The sequence below is a fragment of the Arthrobacter sp. 10N418 genome (assembly GCF_056394725.1).
In genome coordinates this window covers 94002-112036 of sequence record NZ_JBFTIK010000012.1, presented here as the reverse complement: position 1 = coordinate 112036, position 18035 = coordinate 94002, and the positions used below count along the sequence as shown (strand labels likewise).

Below are 18035 nucleotides of genomic sequence, written 5' to 3'. Positions count from 1 at the left end.
CTCGGGTATCTTGGTCCGGTCCTACGGTAACTTCTTTGGGGGAGATCAGGATCTCACCAAGCTTTTCAATTCTCGTTAGCGCTCAGCTCGCCCGGTGGATGGGGATCCGCGGCACGCCACAGACGATGTCGCTGAATCCAGGAGGTCTCACCTGTGACTTTGCTCGATTATTTCCTTGCCCTTTCGACTTTGCTGGGGATCCTTGTGCTTCTCGGCGCTGTTTTCTACGCGATGCTTCGGCTCAAACGCCGACGCCTTGCAACCACCCCTCAACACCAGGAGCCTTGACCGTGCCGTACCTCGACATCAACCCCCACCGTTCGCGCCCCAAGTGGCCTGCGTACGTGGGCCTGGCGGTCCTGGCCGTAGCCACGGCCGCTGTCGTCGTCATGGCGCTCGGCAGCCTCTAACTCGGTCAATCCGTAACCTTTTCCCCGCTCCGCAACGCTTCCTTGTCGGGGGCCGATGCGTCTTGCGCCTAGACTTGCTCTTTGGACCTATTCAAACGAGCGCCGCAGCGGTCTGCGCTGTCAGTCCTAGGGGAACACTTATGCCGGAACCGGTGGACAACACTTCTGCTAACGCTGCCCTCGAGGCGGAGCTACCCGAGCTCCGGCGACGGCGGGACCGCCGGCGCGATGACTCCGACCCCCCGACAGGAACCATGCCAAGCATCTCGCCCGACGACGTCGACACCCCGGTGGCCAGCACGGTCCGCAGCGGATCCTGGGCCGAAGCCGCAGCCGCCGCGGACGCGACCCAGGCTCCCGCCCGCCCCGCCGCCGGCCGCACGGCTCCTGATCCGGTCCCGCGGCTTCCCCCGCGTGCAGCCATGCCCGCCGCGCCCGAAACAGCCCCCTCGGTGCCCGCCCAGCCCGCACGCTCCACGCGGTCGGCCAGCCGGGCGGCGGCCCTGGCCTCGGGCCCGGTGCCCGACTTCATCAGTTCCCCGGGCCTGTTCGTCCGGGAACAGAAGCCACGCCCCGTCGGCGGGTTCCGCGGCGCCCTCTACAAGATGACCGGCGGCGGCCTGAACCTGGGCCCGAGCGCCCGCCAGCGGGAAGAAGACGAGCTCGCCAGGCGCATCTCGCGGCAGCTCCAGGGCAGCTACAACACGGCCGTCCTGAGCCTCAAGGGCGGCATCGGCAAGACTTCCACGACCGTCGGCGTCGGGCTGACCCTCGCCGAGTTCCGCGGGGACCCGCCGTGCGCCATCGACGCGAACCCCGACTCCGGTGACCTCGTGGAGCGTGCGCTCGGCGAGGGCATCTACCAGCAGCAGACCCCGCGCACCATCACCGACCTGCTCCGCAACGTCGAATCCATCGACTCCCTCACGGCCCTGGCCCGGTACATGCACCACGCCGGCCGGCTGCACCTCATCGCCGGGGAACAGGATCCGGAGGTGTCCGACTCGCTCACCGCGGAGGAGTACCTGCGCATCCGCAAGCTCATCTCCGGCTACTACTCCGTGGCCCTGACCGACTGCGGCACCGGCGTCACCCACAATGCGATGAGCGGCATCCTGCAGTCCGCGGACAACCTGATCATCGCGGCGGGCTATGCCGTCAGCGGTGCCAAGCGAGCCCGCAGCACGCTGCACTGGCTCGCCAGCCACGGCTACGAGGAACTGGCGCGCAACGCCGTCGTCGTCATCACTGACAAGGACGAAGTCTCGTCCCGGGTGGACAAGGACGCGATCGAGGACCACTTGTCCGGCATCTGCCGCCAGCTGATCGCGGTGCCGCATGACCGCGGAGTGGCCGACGGCGACCTCGTCACCCTGGATGTGCTTCGCCCGGAAACGCGCCGCGCCTACCGCGAGATCGCAGCCGCGATCGTGGACGGGTACCAGTAAAGCGTTCACGCTTTAGGAACATTAGCGGGTCATGTCCGGGCCACGGACCCGGCGATGCACCGAAACGGTACACTCGCCGAGGAATAGGCACCTCAAGCCGCTTGACGTTAAATATCACCACTCCCGTGTGGGGCTCCTTGGGGTCGCACGAGGGCGGGGCGTCACCTATAAAATTAAGGCGCCCCAAGTAACTTGCCAAGTGTTGTTCGATCCCCGCGGCGCGTACCTGCTGCTCTGGCGCGAATCTGCTACTCTGGCGCGCAGGTATGGCTGGTTCATAAACTCGAGCATGACGAATCTGATGTACATCAGACCTTGGCGGCGCCCGCGCCCCGAGCGTCGGACTGCAGATACTCTGCAGGATGCGGCTTGGACAAGCTTGTCCATCGCCGCCGGAATCATCTTGCTTCCAGCAATCGGCCTTAGTGCTCTGGGCCGGACCATATTTCCAAGACGTGCTAGGGAAGACGCAGGAGAGTGCCCAGGGTGTCCTGGATGCTGGCAATAGTGATTCCATTGGGGGTGATGTAGTCCACAAGGGAGTTGAACAGCTGATCGCGGTGCCGCATGACCGCGGAGTGGCCGACGGCGACCTCGTCACCCTGGACGTGCTCCGCCCGGAAACGCGCCGCGCCTACCGCGAGATCGCGGCCGCGATCGTGGACGGGTACGCCTAGCCAGCGACTGCGCCGACGGCGTAACGGCGGCGATCCGTGTTGTGTGCCCTTTGCGCGCCGCTTTACATTTAGGCATGGCCAACAACTACGCCGGGAACGAATCCGCCCTGCACCTTCAGGACCTTCTCATGGGGACGGAGAACGTCGAGGACTTCCTGGGCCGTCTCGCGGAATTCTCCGCTGCCACACTGAGCAAGATGGTCGGCGCCGAGATCGAGTGCGGCGTGACGCTCCAGCGCCGGAAGCGGACCATGACGGTCGCCGGGAGCAGTCCGCGGGCCCTCACGCTTGACCGGATTGAGCAGGCCCTCGGCGAGGGGCCCTGCATCGAGGCATTGCGGACCAAAAGCGTGATCCTGCTGGCCGATGTCAGCACGGACCCCCGCTGGCCCGCCTACCAGCGGCAGCTCGCGGAACACGGCTGCCGGAGCACGCTCGGGGTGCCGCTGGAGATCGGTGAGGACGCGGCCGCCGCATTGAACTTCTTCGGCGCGGACACGGGGCTTTTTACCGAGCAGATCATCACCGAGGCCGCGGGATTCGCGGACCTTGCCGGCCGGGCCCTCCGCCTGGCGGTCAGGATTGGAACTGTCCAGTCCCGCGCCGAGGACCTGCAGGCCGCCATGGAAAACCGCACAGCCATCGATCTTGCCTGCGGGGTCATCATGGCCCAAAACCGCTGCTCCCAGGAGGAGGCCATGGCCATCCTCACTCGCGTCTCGAGCAACCGGAACCAAAAGCTCCGGGCCGTCGCCGCGGAAGTGCTGCGGAACCTCACCAGCGGCGACGTCCATACCCACTTCGACGCCTAACCTGTTGGGCGGCGCGGTGACGAGGTCGGCCGGCACACTGGAGCCACGGGTGTCGCCCTGGGGTGCGCCACGGGGTGGGCCGCCCGCCCTAGGATGAAGGGGATGACCACTACACGCCAAGCCTCCTTCAGCCTCCGCAGCGTCGCCGTCCCCGCCTTCGGGCCGGCGCTGCTGTTCAGCATCGGCGAAGGGGCGATCCTGCCGGTGGTCGCCTTGTCTGCCCGCGACCTTGGCGCCTCCGTGGCCGTCGCAGCCCTGATCGTCACGCTGATCGGCCTCGGGTCCTGGTTCTTCAACCTGCCGGCGTCGCTCATCACGCTGAAGTTCGGCGAACGCTGGGCGATCGTGGGCGCCGCCGTCGCCAGCGCCTTCGCACTCGCGGCAGCCGCCATCTCGCCCTTTGTCCCGGCGGGCCTGTGTCTGCTGGCAGCGGCGATGGTCGTCGTCGGGATGGCCGCGAGCGTTTTCAGCCTGGCCCGGCAGAAGTACCTGACGGAAGCGGTGCCGGTGCTCCTGCGGGCGCGGGCCCTGTCCACGCTTGGCGGCGTCAACCGGATCGGCATCTTCATCGGACCCTTCATCGGCGCCGCCGTGATGCACTTCTCCGGCATCACCGGTGCGTACTGGACCGGGGTCGTGGCCATGGCGGCCGCGGCGGCGCTGTCCGTGACCATCCCCGATCTGGTAGCGCATCCGGCGCCGGCGGACGGCGTTCCCGTGCCGCAGCCCACGCTCCGCAGCGTCGCCGTGTCCCATTCCGGGGTGTTCCTGAGCGTGGGGATGGGCGTGCTGCTGCTGAGCGCGATCCGGGCCTCCCGCCAGGTGGTGATCCCGCTGTGGGCCGAGCACCTGGGTATGGACGCCACCCAGGCATCCCTCATCTACGGAATCTCCGGCGCGATCGACATGCTGGTCTTCTATCCGGCAGGAAAGCTGATGGACCGCAAGGGCCGGCAGTGGGTGGCGGTGCCGTCCAACATCATCATGGGCGCCGCCATGTTCCTGATTCCGCTCAGCACCGGCTTCGCAAGCCTGATGCTGGCGGCCCTCCTGATCGGCTTCGGCAACGGGATCAGTTCCGGGCTGAACATGACCCTCGGGGCCGACTTCTCGCCCGACAACGGCCGCGGCCAGTTCCTCGGAATCTGGCGGTTCATGGCCGACGCCGGCGCCACCGGCGGTCCCGTGCTCCTATCAGGCGTGACCGCCATAGCCTCGCTTGGTGCCGGCGTGGCCGCCACCGGCGTGCTCGGCTTCGCGGCCGCCGCCGTCTTCGCCGTCACCATTCCCCGGCTCAAGCACCGCCGGAACTACTGACCCCCGTTCAGAGTGCCCCAGCACTGCCCTGGTTTGCCTGCTCGCTGCGCGCGATTGCCGCGGCGAAGACCGGGAGACTTCGCTCGATCATCTCCTGGCTGGCCGTCAGCGATATTCGGAAATAGCCCGGGGTTTCGAACAAGACACCAGGCAGCACGAACACGCCGCTTTGGGCCAGCGCGTCAACGAACGCCTCGTCGTCGGCGATGGGGGAGTGGACGAACAGGTAGAACGAGCCCTCCGGCGACTGGAGCCGGTATCCCATCCCGGTCAGCGCGTCCACGAGGAGGTCGCGCTTGCGCCGCAGCTCTTCGATGTCGATCGAGAACTGCTCCAGCAGCGGCAGGGCGTACTGCATGAGGGCATTGGGGTAGATCCAGCCCAGCGCCATTTGGAGCGCCGCCAGCACCTCCCGGAGATCGCCGCGTTCCGGCATGGCGGGCGGCAACGCGAGGTAGCCGATCCGCTGTCCCGGCGCGAGATGGGTCTTCCCGACGGTGTAGGAGATCAGGGTGTACGGGTAGAACTCGGCCGGGCTGTGGAACTGGGTCCCGTCGAAGACAATCCGGCTGTAGGCCTCATCGGAGAGAACGTAGATCCTGCGCCCGTTGCGGACGGATGCCTCCTCCAGCAGCGCGGCGAGTTTGGCCAGCTCGGCCGGCGGATAGATCCGGCCCGTCGGGTTGTTCGGCGTATTGACGATGACCATCCGCGTCCGCGGCGAAACTGCCGCGCCAATGGCCGCCAGATCGAGGTCGAACGTCTCGGGGTCGACCCTGACTTTGACGGGTACCAGCCCGGCCTCGATGAGCAGGGGCTCGTAGAAGAACCACGGCGGCAGGCTGAAGATGACCTCGTCGCCGGGGTCGGCGACCGCCTTCAACGCCAGGGGAATCGCTGTGAAGGCGCCGGTCGTCAGGAAAACGTCCTCCTCCTCGAACGGCAGGCCGAGGAGGCGGTGCAGCGAGGCAGCGGCCGCCGCCCGAGCCTCGGCAACATTGGTCTTGTAGGCGAACCACTGCGCGTTGCGGGGTGTCAGCACGGTCCTCAGCGACTCGACATACCGCTCGGGTGGCATCTGCTGGGGATTGCCGAATGCGAAGTCGCAGATGCCGGGCTTGTTCTGGTGCCGGGCGAAGGCCGAGGATTCCAGGAATTCGGTGATTCTGCGCTGCGATGGCACCGACGCGATCGTCTTCGCCCGTACTGACGCCGTTGCCCCGCTGACTTCGTTCATGCCGTTTCCGTTCATGCCGCAGCCCCCTGCTCGTCAATACAGCTGGTGTGCCAGCGCGCTGCTGAGCCAGTGGAGGCTGTGGTTCGACCAATTGTGGCCTCGCGGATTCGGACTGTAAAGGCACTGCGGGGTGGGGAGGGGCGGGCGATGGGGCGACGGGCGACCTGCCCCTCGACGCGCATCCTGCCCCTCGACGCGCAAATGCCCTGACGCTCCAGGAATTCCGGGTGCGACAGGTCATTTGCGCAGCGACGGGTCTTTTGCGCGTCGCCGGGCACCCGCTCGGCCGTGCGTCAGCCCAGCGGTGCGTCCCGCCGTCGTACCGCGTGTCCGAACAGCCACATACCCGCAACCGTCGCGAGGTACCCGGCGATGACTATCAGCGAGGTTCCGGCCCAGAAGTAGTTGGTGGTGCTGCCTTCCTGGCCCGGGCCCGGTGCGATTTTCAGCAGGGAATACGCGGCCACGGCGGCCGAGGCGAGACCCGCCAGCACGGGAAGCGCGACCCACAGCCGGGCTGCGGACCAATGCTCCCCGTAGCCGTCCCAGACGTTCCAGCTCGGGCCTGTGCGGATGATCAGCCAGCCGGCGGGAAGCATGAAGGCCCCCACCACGAGGAATGCCGCGACCACGTCGGCGGGTCGGTGCCACTGGTTGATCAAGGTGGACACCCCGGTGGCGACGGCGAAGCTGCCGCCCAGGAAGCCGGCCAGGGGCCGCCAGCGGGGAGACACCATGAGGAACACCGCGGCCGCGGCCGACGCCGCCATGGTGGTGTGGCCGGAGGGCAGCGAGTTGAGCTCCAGCGTCTGGATCCCGCGGTCCGGCCGGACGGGGACGAGGTCCTTGAAGATCTGCGTGGCCACGTTGGCGCCCACACAGGCCGCCACGGCGATGCCGGCGGCGGCCCACCGGCGCCGCAGCACGGTGACGAAGAGGACCACGATGGTGGAAATCAGCACGGACAGTGCGGGCAGCCAGTCGAGGAGCCCGGTGGCGGCCTTGCCGGCGGTCCCGTTGAGGCCTGCGGATTCCACGAGCGCCGATTCGTCAATGAACTGGCCCGTGGTGGTGCGCACGAAGAAGTAGTACGTGACGGCCAGAGCGGCGACGCAGCAAAGCGTGGCCAGCAGGAACAGGATCCCGGTGCCGCGTCCGGGGATCCGCTGCTGGCGTGCCGGGGCGCGCGTAGGAGCCTGCGGGTACTCCGCAGACGGGTCCGTGCTGGTGCGTTCCTGCCGAAAAATCATCGCTAACAGGTTCCCACAGAACGCTGCGAGCTGCCTGAGCGGCCCCGGCGCCGGAGGAGGCGTCGCGGCAAGAATTCCCGGCATCATCGCTGCGACAGCGGTTCCCCGCGCGGGTAGTCTGTGGCCATGGACATGGTGGCCAGCCATCCCGACGCAGCTTTCCCGCGGTTCCATCCGAGACCCGCGGCGGGCTGGATCAGTGATCCCTGCGGACTGAGCTACGTTGGCGGCCGCTACCACGTGTTCTTCCAGTTCAACCCGGAATCGGCGCGTCACCACGCGATCTGCTGGGGCCACCTGAGTTCGCCCGACCTCCTCCGGTGGGTGGAAGAACCCGTCGCGCTCCGGCCGCAGCCCGGCGGCCCTGATGCGCTCGGCTGCTGGACAGGCGTCGTGACTGACGACGGCGGCGTCCCGGTCGCCGCGTACTCGGGCGGCGTCGAACAGGGCGGGCGATCCCCGGTGGTGCTCGCGAGCGCGGTCGAGGCCCTCACCACTTGGCGGCAGGACGGCCACGTGGCCGCAGCCGCACCCCGGGAGCCGCAGCTCGCCGAAGTGCGGGATCCTTACATTTTCCGGTTCCAGGGCCGCCGTTTCGCCATCCAGGGCGCGGGCCTGGCCTCCGGACATGCGGCTGTGCTGCTCTACAGCGTCGACGACATCCGGGCGTGGAAATACGAAGGCATCTGGCTCACGTCCAGGAACGAAGCCGCCGCCCGGCATCTTCCCGCGGGGATCTGGGAGTGTCCCCAGCTGGTCCGGGTCCCGGATTCATCCGGCGCGGAAACGTGGCTGTTGATGGCCTCGCTCCGGCTCTCCTCGGACCCCCAGATGCCGGACCAGCCCGCCGCCGACCCCCAGACGCCGGCCGGGCACCCCGGCGGGGCCGGCTACCTGCTCGGAGCCCTCGCCGCGGACGCCTCCACAGGGTTGCCGGTCTATGTGCCGGGCACCGGAGGCAAGGCAGACCTCGGACCCGACTTCTATGCCCCGCAGATTCTGTCCCTCCCGGACCGGGCCCTGTTGTGGGGCTGGTCCGCCGAGGCGAGGAGCAGTGCGGAACGGGACGGACGCAGCCAGCAGGCGATCGACGATGCCGGCTGGGCCGGGGTGCTGACCTTCCCGCGCCGGCTGATGGTGCATGGCGGCGTGCTTGCCGTCGAACCGGCGGCCGAACTTACGGCCTTGAGGGGCCGGCCGCTGTTCAAGTGCGCCGCCGGAACCCTTCACCTGCCGGCACACGCCGAAGCCGCGGCCACCGGCGGTGAGGGCGGACTCCGGCTGGTGCTCGCTTCGTCGAAGCAGCGCCGCACGGTCTTCGCCGATACCGTCGCCGGAGGGGGACGAGCGCCGGATCTTCGTCGATTCCTCGGTCGTGGAGGTCTACCGCCACGGATCCGTGGCCGCGACCGTGCGCGCATACCCGGCGGCCGGGGAGGAGTGGCAGCTCGAGTTGCCCCATGGCGCGGCGGCCGACGTCTGGGAACTCCGGCATCCGGGCAAAGACAAGTAGGGACTACTCGTGCCCGGCCGGCGTGAGGTTCGTAGAGTCGTACTCAACGGTTGGTTTTATCACCGGAACACGCTCCTTGAGCGGGGCCGGCAGCGACGAGTCACCTGAACCCAGGGTCTCACCCCCAGTCGCGCCGGCCCATCAAGGCGCCTACGGGCCTCCTTTGATGGTTACCTCCGCGGCCATGTGAACTTCTCTGTGGATCACAGCGGCAAGTGACGGTGTCTTCGTGGCGCCAAATGTCGCCCCGGCGCAGAAAGCGGCGCGATGGGCCTTCTTTCAACTGACGCAGCGGCCTCTTGCCAGCATCGACTCCTGTACCTAGACTCCCTAGGTATGGGACGGAGTTCAGTGAACGGGCAACTTGACCTTCTGCTGCTCGGCTCGCTCGGTGCGGGCGAGGCACACGGCTACGCGCTTATCGCGCGCATTCACGAGCGCAGCGGCGCCAGGCTCGAACTCCAGGAGGGCTCGGTCTACCCGGCGCTGCACAAGCTCGAGGCGGCCGGGTGCGTCGCGAGCCGCTGGGCGGACGACGCCGGCGGCCGCCGGCGCGTCTACGCGCTCACCGCAGCCGGGCATGCCGAGCTTGCCCGCAGGGCGGAGGAATGGACAGGCTTCTCGGCGGCGGTGCGGGGCGTTCTTGGGGCGGCGTCGTGAGCGCGGAGAACGGCGCCGGGACCGAAGAGGGGCCCATTGACGCATACCTCGACGCGCTCTTCGTGGCCGCGCACGACGGCGATCCCGCCGCCGCACGCAGGCTCCTCGCCGAGACAGAAACGCATCTGCGCGAATGCGCCGCCCGGCTCCGTGGGCAGGGCCTCGACCCGGAGGACGCCGAGCGCGAGGCTGTCCATCGCTTCGGCCCGGTCGGCACCGTGACGCCGGTCCTGCGCCCGTCACTTCGCGACGTCGCGCGGCTGCCGTTGCGCACGTTCGTGCGGCCCATAGTTGGCCTCGCGGCTGTTGGCGCGATCGCCGTCGGCGTGAGCGGCGCCCTCTCGGAGCTGTTGGGCCGGATCTGGGGCGCGGGCTTCGTGGCCGGCGACCTTCCGGGCGTCGCCTACACGGTGGCCAGATGCGCGGTCCTGCAGGCGCCTTACCCGGGCCTCGACTGCGCCCAGGCCGCCGCCGAGCACCATTGGGGCGAGGTCGTCGAATACCGCGTGGCCCTTGGGGTGCTGGGCCTTGTCCTCCTGCTCGTATGGCGGCTCCTGCCCCGCGAAGCCGCGCTCCCGTCAGGCCTCGCGCCGTCGCTCGCGGCCGCGGCCTTTCTGCTCGCCGGCGCGGCGACCGGCTTCCAGGCCCTCGACGCCGCCGTCCAAGGCTGGCAGGGCACGGGCGCGTGGCTGAGCGCCGCCGTCGTCGCACTGCCGCTCGCCGCCGTGTTCGCGGTGGCCGCCCTGCGCAGGATGCGCATGAAGCCCGTGGGCTCATAACGCCGCACGGCGACAGTGGTCAGGGAGAGTTCGGAGCTGCCCTTGCTGCTCAACGCGTAGCGTCACGGCCGCCGCGGGGAGCCTGGCGGCTGAGGCCTTCCGCCCGGGAGCCATGCAATTCCGCCGGCGACGCTTCCCAAGACCAGGACCACGATCCAGATGTCCCTGGGGAACGTGCGCATGTCCCGCTCGACCGTCCTGCTGAAATCGACGATGCTGTATATCCAGATGCCCAAGCACGGGACTAGGACGAGCGCGGCCAGCCAAGTCGTGTTCACGGGATCAGTATGCGCCGTGCAGCGCAGAGCCGTCGATGGAACATAAGCGTCATGCCGCCATGCCGTCATGGTAGATGTTCCGTGCCGGCAAGATTGGTGCCACCCCAAGTGGCACCGGCCAAAGTAGGCCCGCCAAGTCGCCGGTAGAGTGCAATTATGCCCACCGAAGCCGCCGCCGCCCCCGATCCCTTGGGAATCGACGTGGGGCCTCTCCCTGACCTGGACGAACTCCTCGCCGGCGCCCATGTGGTCAGCTTGCCGATGCGCGTGAAATTCCGCGGCATCCTGCAGCGCGAGGCCCTGCTGCTCCGCGGCCCGCTGGGCTGGGGGGAGTTTTGCCCCTTTCCCGAATATGCCGACGCGGAGGCCTCCCGCTGGCTTGCCGCCGCGATCGAAGCCGGCTGGCTGGGCTTCCCCGAACCCCTGCGCGACACCATCCCCGTCAACGCCACGGTGCCCGCGGTGCCTGCGGACCGTGTGCCGGAAATCCTCGCCCGCTTCGGCCGGGTGGACGCGGTCAAGGTCAAGGTGGCCGAGCCCGGCCAGAGTCTCGACGACGACGCCGCCCGGGTGGAAGCCGTCCGCGCGGCACTCCCGGACGCGGCCATCCGCGTGGATGCCAACGGCGGCTGGGACGTCGCTGAGGCCGTCGGGGCACTGACCCGGCTCGCCGTCGTCGGCCTGGAATACGCCGAACAGCCGGTGCCGGACATCGACGGCCTGGCCGAAGTGCGGCGCCGGCTGCGGGCGGCCGGGGTCCCCGTGCTCATCGCGGCGGACGAGAGCGTGCGCAAGGAGGATGACCCGCTCAAGGTTGCCCGCGCCGGCGCGGCCGACCTGATTGTCGTCAAGGTGGCACCGCTCGGCGGCGTCCGGCGCGCCCTGGACATCGTGGCCAAGGCGGGCCTCCCCGCCGTCGTCAGTTCGGCGCTGGACACCTCGGTGGGGATCCGCGCCGGCCTGGCGCTCGCCGCCGCGCTCCCCGAACTTCCCTACGCGTGCGGGCTCGGAACGGTGTCCCTGCTTGCCGCCGACGTCACCCGGGACTCCCTGGTCCCCGACGACGGCGCCATCCGCCTCCGCGACGTCACCCCCGACCCCGGTCTGCTGGCCGCCCATGCCGCCGCGCCTGACCGCCGGGACTGGTGGCTGGACCGGCTGCGGCGGGTCCATGCGGTGCTGGCCGCGGGGCAACGGCCTCCCGGACCGTGACGTTCAGAGTCAGTGACGTTCCCAGTCCGTGACGCCCCCACACCTTGGCGACCGCCGGGCGGGCTCCTGCCAACGCTTCCCCGCGCGGAGCAGCATCAAACGGGCCCGATCCGATATGACAAGATGTTCCAATGACTTCCCGCCACCCTGAACGGCTCCGCACGGACAGCCGCCGTTGGGGCGCTGGTCCGGCCGTCGTGGCCTTGCTGATCATGATGGGCGCCGCCGGGTGTTCGGCCCCGGCTGCCCTGCCATCCCCCGCCGCGCCGAGTAACGTGGCGACGCCCGGGGTGACGGCGTCACCGTCGGGTCCGGCCCAGAACGTTCCGGAGGCCGCGAGCACGTCGTCCCCAACAGCCGCGGCGGCGGACGCTTTGCACAAGGTGCAGGTCGCTTTGCAGGCGCTGGCTCGATCGACCCCGCAGCCGAGCCGGGAGCAGGTACTGGCGAGCCTTTCCGGGGCCGGGTTTGCCCCGGCCGCCGTGGAGGTTGCCGCGTCGCGGACACCGACGGGGCTGGCCGTGGACGCGGTGGAAGCCGGAGTGCTGAGCGGGGGGCAATGCGTGATGGCGCAGATCCGGTCCGGAAACCTGGAAACATCGGTGTTACCGGCTCTGACGAACGGGCGATGCTTCGTTGGCCGGGTTGACGGCTAGTTTGGCGCGTTCAGTGGTGTTCAGACGGAGATCCAGCATGCCGCCGGGAGCGGCGCTGACAATCGGGATGGCTCGGCAACAGGAGTGGAATGTCTAGGGTACTGAGCCGAGGCTCCGAGGTTCGGGCAGAAACGAAACCCGCCCGACGGAGCCGCATGTTGGTGATCGTGCAGATCGTGGGTGAACTGCTCATTACGGCCGGCGTGATCGCCCTACTCTTCGTCGCCTGGGAACTGTGGTGGACAAACGTTGAAGCCGATGCCGTCCAGGGGGCCGCCGTGAAACAGTTTGTCCAGGAGCACCCGGCACCCGCCACGACGGCCCAACCCCCGACGGCGGCAGGCGGCACTCCAGGGGCGTCGGCACCGCCGTCGGCCCCGCCGGTGGGCACGGCGCCGGGCCACGGCCAGGCAATCGGTGTCATCTACATCCCCCGTCTCGGGGCCGACTACAGCAGGCCGGTCATCGAGGGCACCAGCCAGGATGTCCTGGACACGCTCGGCCTGGGTCACTACCAGGGGACGGCGATGCCGGGCGGCGTGGGGAACTTCGTGCTGGCTGGCCACCGTCAGACCCACGGCGCTGTGCTCGACAACATCCATACGCTCGTGCCCGGCGACAAGATCTATGTCCAGACTGCCGACGGGTTCTACACGTACGTCTTCCGGAACCAGGAGATCGTGCTGCCGGACCGGACGGATGTCCTGGCGCCGGTGCCGACTGAGCCCGGCGTCAAGCCCGAGCAAAGAATCCTGACCTTGACCAGCTGCAATCCGCGCTTTGGGTCCCAGGAGCGCATCATCGCCTACTCCGTCTTCGATTCATTCCAGCCGCTCAGTGCCGGACCGCCGGCGGCCATCGCCAAACAGCTTGCCGACCTGCAGGGAAAGGGCTAAACAATGTACGGCTGGGTTTTTCGACACCTTCCCGGGCCTCTTTGGGTTAGGACGGCCATTTCCGTGGCGATCCTTGCGGGGGTCCTGGTTGGGCTGGTTCAGGTGGTCTTCCCGTGGATTGCCGACGTGACCAATCTGACCAACGCAACCGTCGGGTAGGACCGGGCGCGGTCTTCGGACGCACAGCCGGAGTAGCTGCGACGGGTGCGTGCGGTGCCGGCTGCAGCTGCGGGGTGGCGGGCCCTGTCCTTGAGTCGGGAACGCCAAGGTTCATCTGCGAGAATCCCTCCATGACTGAGCCGGTTCAAGAACTCCTCCACAACAGCGTCCAGGCGACCCGCCAACCCCGCGGCTTTCGTCGCCGCGCCGGGTATGCCGCCAGCAAGGTCCCGGAAGTCTCGGCCTACTTCTGGATCACCAAAGTACTCACTACAGGGATGGGCGAGACGACCTCGGATTTTTTGGTTACCCGGCTCGATCCCATGATCGCGGTCGCGCTCGGGGCGGCAGGACTGATCATCACGCTGGTGTTGCAGTTCGCCGTCCGGCGTTATGTTCCCTGGATCTACTGGTCCGCCGTCGTAATGGTCAGCGTCGTCGGCACCATGGCCGCCGACGTCGTCCACGTGGGGCTCGGCGTGCCGTATGCGGCATCGACGGCGTTCTTCGCGGTGGTCCTCGCCGTCGTCTTCCTGGTGTGGCACCGCACGGAACGAACGCTGTCCATCCACAGCATCCGTTCACCGCGGCGGGAATTCTTCTATTGGTCAGCCGTCATGACCACCTTCGCTCTCGGAACGGCCGCGGGGGACCTCACTGCCATGACGCTGCAGCTCGGATATCTACCCTCGGCAGTTCTGTTTGCGGCGATTATCGCGGTTCCGGCCATCGCCTGCTGGCGGCTGGGGCTGAACCCCGTCCTCGGGTTCTGGTTTGCCTACGTCACCACGCGGCCCCTGGGGGCTTCTGTGGCCGACTGGATGGCAGTCTCCCCGGTCCGCGGCGGACTCGACTGGGGTTCCGGACCCGTCAGTCTCGGATGGGCCGCAGCCATCCTCGGATTCGTCGCCTACCTCGCCGTCACCGGCAAGGACGTCCAGCGCGAAGACGCCCCGTCGGGCCGCCGATAGCGGCACTCACAGCAAGCATGGTGCCTGCCCAGCGGCCTGCGGCGCCGCGGGCCTGGGCCCGGGCGGCCGGCGGCGGTGGGCTGGACTCCGCAACGGCGAGGGCTGGTGTCCGGCTCCAGGGGAGCCCCCGGGGAACTGATCATCAGCCGAACTGATAATTTGGGACTGTGAATAATCCGGCCGAATTGGTTGTCCCCAGAGTCCAGGCTGCTATTGCCAGCGCGTTCGGCGAAGAATTCCGGCAGACGGACCCGGTGATCAGGCCCTCGCAGTTCGCGGACATCCAGATCAACGCCGCCATGGCCCTCGCCAAGAGAGTCGGACTGCCGCCGCGGGACGCCGCCGCGCGGATCGTGGACGCCCTGGACATCGACGGCATCTGCACCACGGCAGAGATCTCCGGACCGGGCTTCATCAATCTCACGTTCGACGGCACGTGGATCGAGGAACTGCTCAATGCACAGGCCGCCGGTGCCGCATCCCTGGCAGCGACGTCTCCTGCAGAGGCAGCCTTAGGCGCAACGCAAGGCGCCGCCGAAGCGCAGGGGCAGCGCGTCGTCGTCGACTATTCCTCTCCTAATGTGGCCAAGGAAATGCACGTGGGGCACCTGCGCACCACCGTGGTCGGGGACAGCCTGGTGAAGGTCCTCGAGGCGCTGGGGGACACCGTCATCCGACAGAACCACATCGGCGACTGGGGCACGCCCTTTGGCATGCTGATCGAGCACTGGCTGGAGATCGGCGAGGACTCCCCGGAGGCCGCGCTGCTGGTGGATGACCCGAGCGCGTTCTACCAGGCGGCCCGGGCAAAGTTCGACGCTTCCGCCACGGACGAGGACGGCTTCGCGACCCGTGCCCGGCTCCGCGTCGTGGCACTCCAGGGCGGGGACCAGGAAACCTTCGCCGTGTGGCAGCGGCTCGTGGCACAGTCAAAGCGCTACTTCAACGCCATCTACTCCATGCTGGGCATCAGCCTCACCGACGACCACATCGCCGGCGAAAGCTCCTACGACGCCCATCTGGCACAACTGTGCCAGGAACTGGAGGACCGCGGAATCGCACGGGTCAGCGACGGCGCCCTCTGCACCTTCCCCGCCGGCTTCACCGGGCGCGACGGCCAGCCGCTGCCCCTCATCATCCGCAAGTCCGACGGCGGCTACGGGTACGGCACCACGGACCTCGCCACCATCCGGTACCGCGTCCGCGACCTCTCGGCCGACCGCGTCCTCTACGTCGTGGGCGCCCCGCAGAACGTCCACCTGCGCATGGTCATGGCCACAGCCCGCGACGCCGGCTGGCTGCCGGACACCGTGGAGGCCACGCACGTGCAGATCGGCAACGTGCTGGGCGAGGACGGCAAGATCCTGAAGTCCCGTTCCGGTGCCCCGGTGAAGCTCATGGCCCTCCTGGAGGAGGCCGTGGACCGCGCCCGTGCCGTCATCGACGCCAGCCGTCCCGAGCTGACCGAGGCGGAGCGCGCCGTCACGGCCCGCCAGGTGGGAATCGGCGCCGTCAAGTACGCCGACCTGTCCACGGGCCATGACACCGAATACGTCTTCGACTTCGACCGCATGCTGGCCCTGACCGGCAACACCGGGCCCTACGTGCAGTATGCCGCCGCGAGGATCCGGTCCATCCTGCGCAAGGCCGGCGTGCTGGAGCTCCACACTGGTGCCGGCAACGGGGGTGCCGGCGGCGGGGATGCCGGCAGCGGGGGCGCCGGCGCCACCGGTGTGGCCGCGGCGATCGCCGTCGTCGAACCTGCCGAACGCGCGCTCGCCCTTCACCTCCTGGAATACGGCGCCACGCTGCGCAAGGTGGGCGAAGCGCTTGAGCCGCACCGCCTCTGCGGCTACCTGTTTGAGCTCGCCCAACTGTTCACCGCTTTCTACGATCAGTGCCCGGTCCTGAAGACCGAGGAATCCGTCCGGGAGTCGCGGCTTGCCCTGTGCGCCCTGGTCCTGCGACGGCTGTCCAACGGCCTGGAACTGCTGGGCATCGAGACGCCGGAGAATATGTGACAGCGCCGGACTCCGCCGACGGCCTGGGATCCGTCGCCGCCGCACGCCTGGCCGTCGACTCGCTGCTCCAAGCCGGGGTGCGCTACGTAGTGGTTGCGCCCGGCTCACGGTCCGCCCCGATGGCCTACGCCCTGGCCGAGGCCGACGCCGCCGGCCGGGTGGAGCTGCTGGTCCGGATCGACGAACGCTCCGCCGGGTTCACGGCGCTCGGCCTGGCCCTGGCAACAGGGGCGCCCGCGGCCGTGCTGACAACGTCAGGGACCGCCGTTGGAAATCTCCTGCCGGCGGTCATGGAAGCGAATCACGCCGCCGTGCCGCTCGTCGTCATCTCCGCGGACCGGCCCCAGGAGCTGCGCGGGACCGGCGCCAACCAGACCACCATCCAGCTGGACCTCTTCGGCGAGCACGTCCGCTTCGCCGTCGACGTGCCCGCCGGCAGCGACCCGCAGCGCGCCGTGGAGACAGCACTGAGCGCCGCGACCGGGGCCTTCGAGGACTCCCCGCCGGGACCGGTGCAGCTGAATCTGGCCTTCCGCGACCCCCTCGTGCCGGCGCCCGCGGAGGGGCTTCCTGCCGAGTCGGGGCGCCGGGTCTACCGGGCCGCCCACGTTCCGCTGACCCTGGACTTCCCGGCGGCCTCCGCTGCCCTGCCGGAGCGGCGCACCGTCGTCCTTGCCGGGCACGACGCCGGGCCGGTCGCGGAGGCGTTTGCCCGTGCGCACGGCCTGCCGCTGCTCGCCGAACCCTCGTCCAATGCCCGGTTCGGGCCCAACGCGGTGGGGCCGTACCGGCTGCTGCTGGAACACTTTGGGCCGGATTCCCCGCAGCCGATCGAACGCGTGGTCCTGTTCGGCCGGCCCACGCTCTCCCGGCCGGTCAGTGAGCTGCTGGCGCGTGCGGACGTCCCCTCGGCCCTTTACCAGCCGGTTCCCGTGGCCTGGTACGAACCCGGCCGCCGCACCGAGCTGCCGCTGGAGAACCTGGCGGACCTCGGCGACTTTGCCGGCCGCGGTTCCCCGGCCTGGCTCGACGCGTGGCTCCTGGCCGGCGCCGCCGCACAGCACGCCGTGGACCTCGTCCTGTCCGCGACCCCCGCCGCAACCGGCCCGTCCGTGGGCGCGCTGGTGTGGGAGCACGCCCGCGGGCAGCTCGTGCTCGGATCCTCCAACGGCATCCGGGACGTGGACCTCGCCGGTGCACCCTCGCCGGAACCGCGCGCCACGGTCTTCGCAAACCGGGGCCTGGCCGGGATCGACGGCACCGCGGCCACCGCTACCGGCATTGCCCTGGGCGGCCGCCAGGAAACCACGGTGCTGATGGGGGACGTCACGTTCCTGCACGATGCCGGCGGGCTTCTGCTCGGGGCCGGGGAAGCTGTGCCCGACCTGCGGATCGTGGTGCTCAACGATGCCGGCGGGGCCATCTTCGGGCTTCTGGAACACGGCGCGGTTGAGGCGGCCGGCCGGTACGGCGACGCCGTCGAACGCCTTTTCGGCACCCCGCACAGTGTGGATATTGGGGCCCTCGCGGCGGCGTACGGCGTCGCCCACCGTGTGGTCGGCACGACGGCGGGACTCGCCGAGGCGCTCGGCGAGCCGGTGATGGGCCGCAGCATTGTTGAGGTCCGCACTGACAGGCACGGACTCAGGGAGCTGCACCGCCGCATCCGGGCCGCCGTCGGAGCCGCGGTCTCCGGCGTTCCCGCCACGGACTGACGCACTCCGTGCCGGCCCGGCGAC

14 protein-coding genes and 1 pseudogene are annotated in these 18035 nt (G+C 69.0%); 13 read left to right on the top strand and 2 right to left on the bottom strand.

The features are described from left to right. Positions 1-664 precede the first annotated feature (664 nt). The 4 genes and pseudogenes from AC1DCZ_RS11525 (at position 665) to AC1DCZ_RS11510 (ending at position 4664) form a co-directional block, all read left to right on the top strand. Positions 665-1858, top strand: a complete 1194-nt coding sequence (locus AC1DCZ_RS11525; protein ID WP_476974690.1) for a MinD/ParA family ATP-binding protein — start codon at positions 665-667, stop codon at positions 1856-1858. A 548-nt stretch (positions 1859-2406) separates the two neighbouring features. Further along, positions 2407-2535 (top strand): annotated as a pseudogene (locus AC1DCZ_RS11520) (MinD/ParA family protein); the annotation flags it as partial. A gap of 74 nt (positions 2536-2609) precedes the next feature. Further along, positions 2610-3347 (top strand): GAF and ANTAR domain-containing protein, encoded by a 738-nt coding sequence (locus tag AC1DCZ_RS11515; RefSeq protein ID WP_476974689.1) that lies wholly within the window; start codon positions 2610-2612, stop codon positions 3345-3347. A 102-nt stretch (positions 3348-3449) separates the two neighbouring features. Further along, positions 3450-4664, top strand: a complete 1215-nt coding sequence (locus AC1DCZ_RS11510) for an MFS transporter (RefSeq protein ID WP_476974688.1) — start codon at positions 3450-3452, stop codon at positions 4662-4664. A 7-nt stretch (positions 4665-4671) separates the two neighbouring features. Here the strand turns inward: AC1DCZ_RS11510 and AC1DCZ_RS11505 are convergent, their stop codons facing one another. Together AC1DCZ_RS11505 and AC1DCZ_RS11500 are read right to left on the bottom strand one after the other, a co-directional pair. After that, positions 4672-5901, bottom strand: a complete 1230-nt coding sequence (locus tag AC1DCZ_RS11505) for an aminotransferase class I/II-fold pyridoxal phosphate-dependent enzyme (RefSeq protein ID WP_476974687.1) — start codon at positions 5899-5901, stop codon at positions 4672-4674. A 293-nt stretch (positions 5902-6194) separates the two neighbouring features. Beyond that, positions 6195-7151 carry a phosphatase PAP2 family protein gene (locus AC1DCZ_RS11500; RefSeq protein ID WP_476974686.1) on the bottom strand — a complete coding sequence of 319 codons (957 nt, stop codon included), beginning with the start codon at positions 7149-7151 and terminating at the stop codon, positions 6195-6197. Positions 7152-7277: 126 nt separating this feature from the next. Between AC1DCZ_RS11500 and AC1DCZ_RS11495 the strand changes: the two genes are divergently transcribed. The 9 genes from AC1DCZ_RS11495 to menD all read left to right on the top strand — a co-directional run bounded on the left by AC1DCZ_RS11495 (position 7278) and on the right by menD (position 18011). Further along, the gene (locus AC1DCZ_RS11495) at positions 7278-8690 is read left to right on the top strand and encodes a glycoside hydrolase family 32 protein (protein ID WP_476974685.1); all 1413 of its coding nucleotides are present in this window, start codon (positions 7278-7280) and stop codon (positions 8688-8690) included. A gap of 310 nt (positions 8691-9000) precedes the next feature. Next, the gene (locus tag AC1DCZ_RS11490; RefSeq protein WP_476974684.1) at positions 9001-9324 is read left to right on the top strand and encodes a PadR family transcriptional regulator; all 324 of its coding nucleotides are present in this window, start codon (positions 9001-9003) and stop codon (positions 9322-9324) included. Continuing rightward, positions 9321-10103: a permease prefix domain 1-containing protein gene (locus AC1DCZ_RS11485; protein ID WP_476974683.1), complete on the top strand. Its 783-nt coding sequence runs from the start codon at positions 9321-9323 to the stop codon at positions 10101-10103. The genes AC1DCZ_RS11490 and AC1DCZ_RS11485 overlap by 4 nt, the downstream gene beginning before the upstream one ends. Before the next feature lie 434 nt (positions 10104-10537). Next, a complete protein-coding gene (locus tag AC1DCZ_RS11480; RefSeq protein WP_476974682.1) occupies positions 10538-11593 on the top strand; it encodes an o-succinylbenzoate synthase in 1056 nt (351 codons plus the stop codon). Between the two features lie 131 nt (positions 11594-11724). After that, positions 11725-12249 (top strand): DUF6993 domain-containing protein, encoded by a 525-nt coding sequence (locus AC1DCZ_RS11475; RefSeq protein WP_476974681.1) that lies wholly within the window; start codon positions 11725-11727, stop codon positions 12247-12249. Positions 12250-12404: 155 nt separating this feature from the next. Further along, positions 12405-13145 carry a class E sortase gene (locus tag AC1DCZ_RS11470; protein WP_476974680.1) on the top strand — a complete coding sequence of 247 codons (741 nt, stop codon included), beginning with the start codon at positions 12405-12407 and terminating at the stop codon, positions 13143-13145. Positions 13146-13435: 290 nt separating this feature from the next. Further along, positions 13436-14275: a COG4705 family protein gene (locus AC1DCZ_RS11465; protein WP_476974679.1), complete on the top strand. Its 840-nt coding sequence runs from the start codon at positions 13436-13438 to the stop codon at positions 14273-14275. 167 nt (positions 14276-14442) lie between these two features. Next, a complete protein-coding gene (argS, locus tag AC1DCZ_RS11460; protein ID WP_476974678.1) occupies positions 14443-16296 on the top strand; it encodes an arginine--tRNA ligase in 1854 nt (617 codons plus the stop codon). Next, complete coding sequence (gene menD, locus AC1DCZ_RS11455; protein WP_476974677.1) at positions 16293-18011, top strand: 2-succinyl-5-enolpyruvyl-6-hydroxy-3-cyclohexene-1-carboxylic-acid synthase; 1719 nt, start codon at positions 16293-16295, stop codon at positions 18009-18011. Before argS ends, menD begins: the two co-directional genes overlap by 4 nt. Positions 18012-18035: the final 24 nt, after the last annotated feature.

Excerpts from the sequence above, each read along its gene's own strand:
- AC1DCZ_RS11500 (WP_476974686.1), bottom strand. The coding sequence starts at position 7,151 with ATGATTTTTCGGCAGGAACGCACCAGCACGGACCCGTCTGCGGAGTAC.
- AC1DCZ_RS11515 (WP_476974689.1), top strand. The coding sequence starts at position 2,610 with ATGGCCAACAACTACGCCGGGAACGAATCCGCCCTGCACCTTCAGGAC.
- AC1DCZ_RS11490 (WP_476974684.1), top strand. The coding sequence starts at position 9,001 with ATGGGACGGAGTTCAGTGAACGGGCAACTTGACCTTCTGCTGCTCGGC.
- AC1DCZ_RS11475 (WP_476974681.1), top strand. The coding sequence starts at position 11,725 with ATGACTTCCCGCCACCCTGAACGGCTCCGCACGGACAGCCGCCGTTGG.
- AC1DCZ_RS11495 (WP_476974685.1), top strand. The coding sequence starts at position 7,278 with ATGGACATGGTGGCCAGCCATCCCGACGCAGCTTTCCCGCGGTTCCAT.
- AC1DCZ_RS11465 (WP_476974679.1), top strand. The coding sequence starts at position 13,436 with ATGACTGAGCCGGTTCAAGAACTCCTCCACAACAGCGTCCAGGCGACC.
- AC1DCZ_RS11525 (WP_476974690.1), top strand. The coding sequence starts at position 665 with ATGCCAAGCATCTCGCCCGACGACGTCGACACCCCGGTGGCCAGCACG.
- AC1DCZ_RS11510 (WP_476974688.1), top strand. The coding sequence starts at position 3,450 with ATGACCACTACACGCCAAGCCTCCTTCAGCCTCCGCAGCGTCGCCGTC.
- AC1DCZ_RS11480 (WP_476974682.1), top strand. The coding sequence starts at position 10,538 with ATGCCCACCGAAGCCGCCGCCGCCCCCGATCCCTTGGGAATCGACGTG.
- AC1DCZ_RS11470 (WP_476974680.1), top strand. The coding sequence starts at position 12,405 with ATGTTGGTGATCGTGCAGATCGTGGGTGAACTGCTCATTACGGCCGGC.
- AC1DCZ_RS11505 (WP_476974687.1), bottom strand. The coding sequence starts at position 5,901 with ATGAACGAAGTCAGCGGGGCAACGGCGTCAGTACGGGCGAAGACGATC.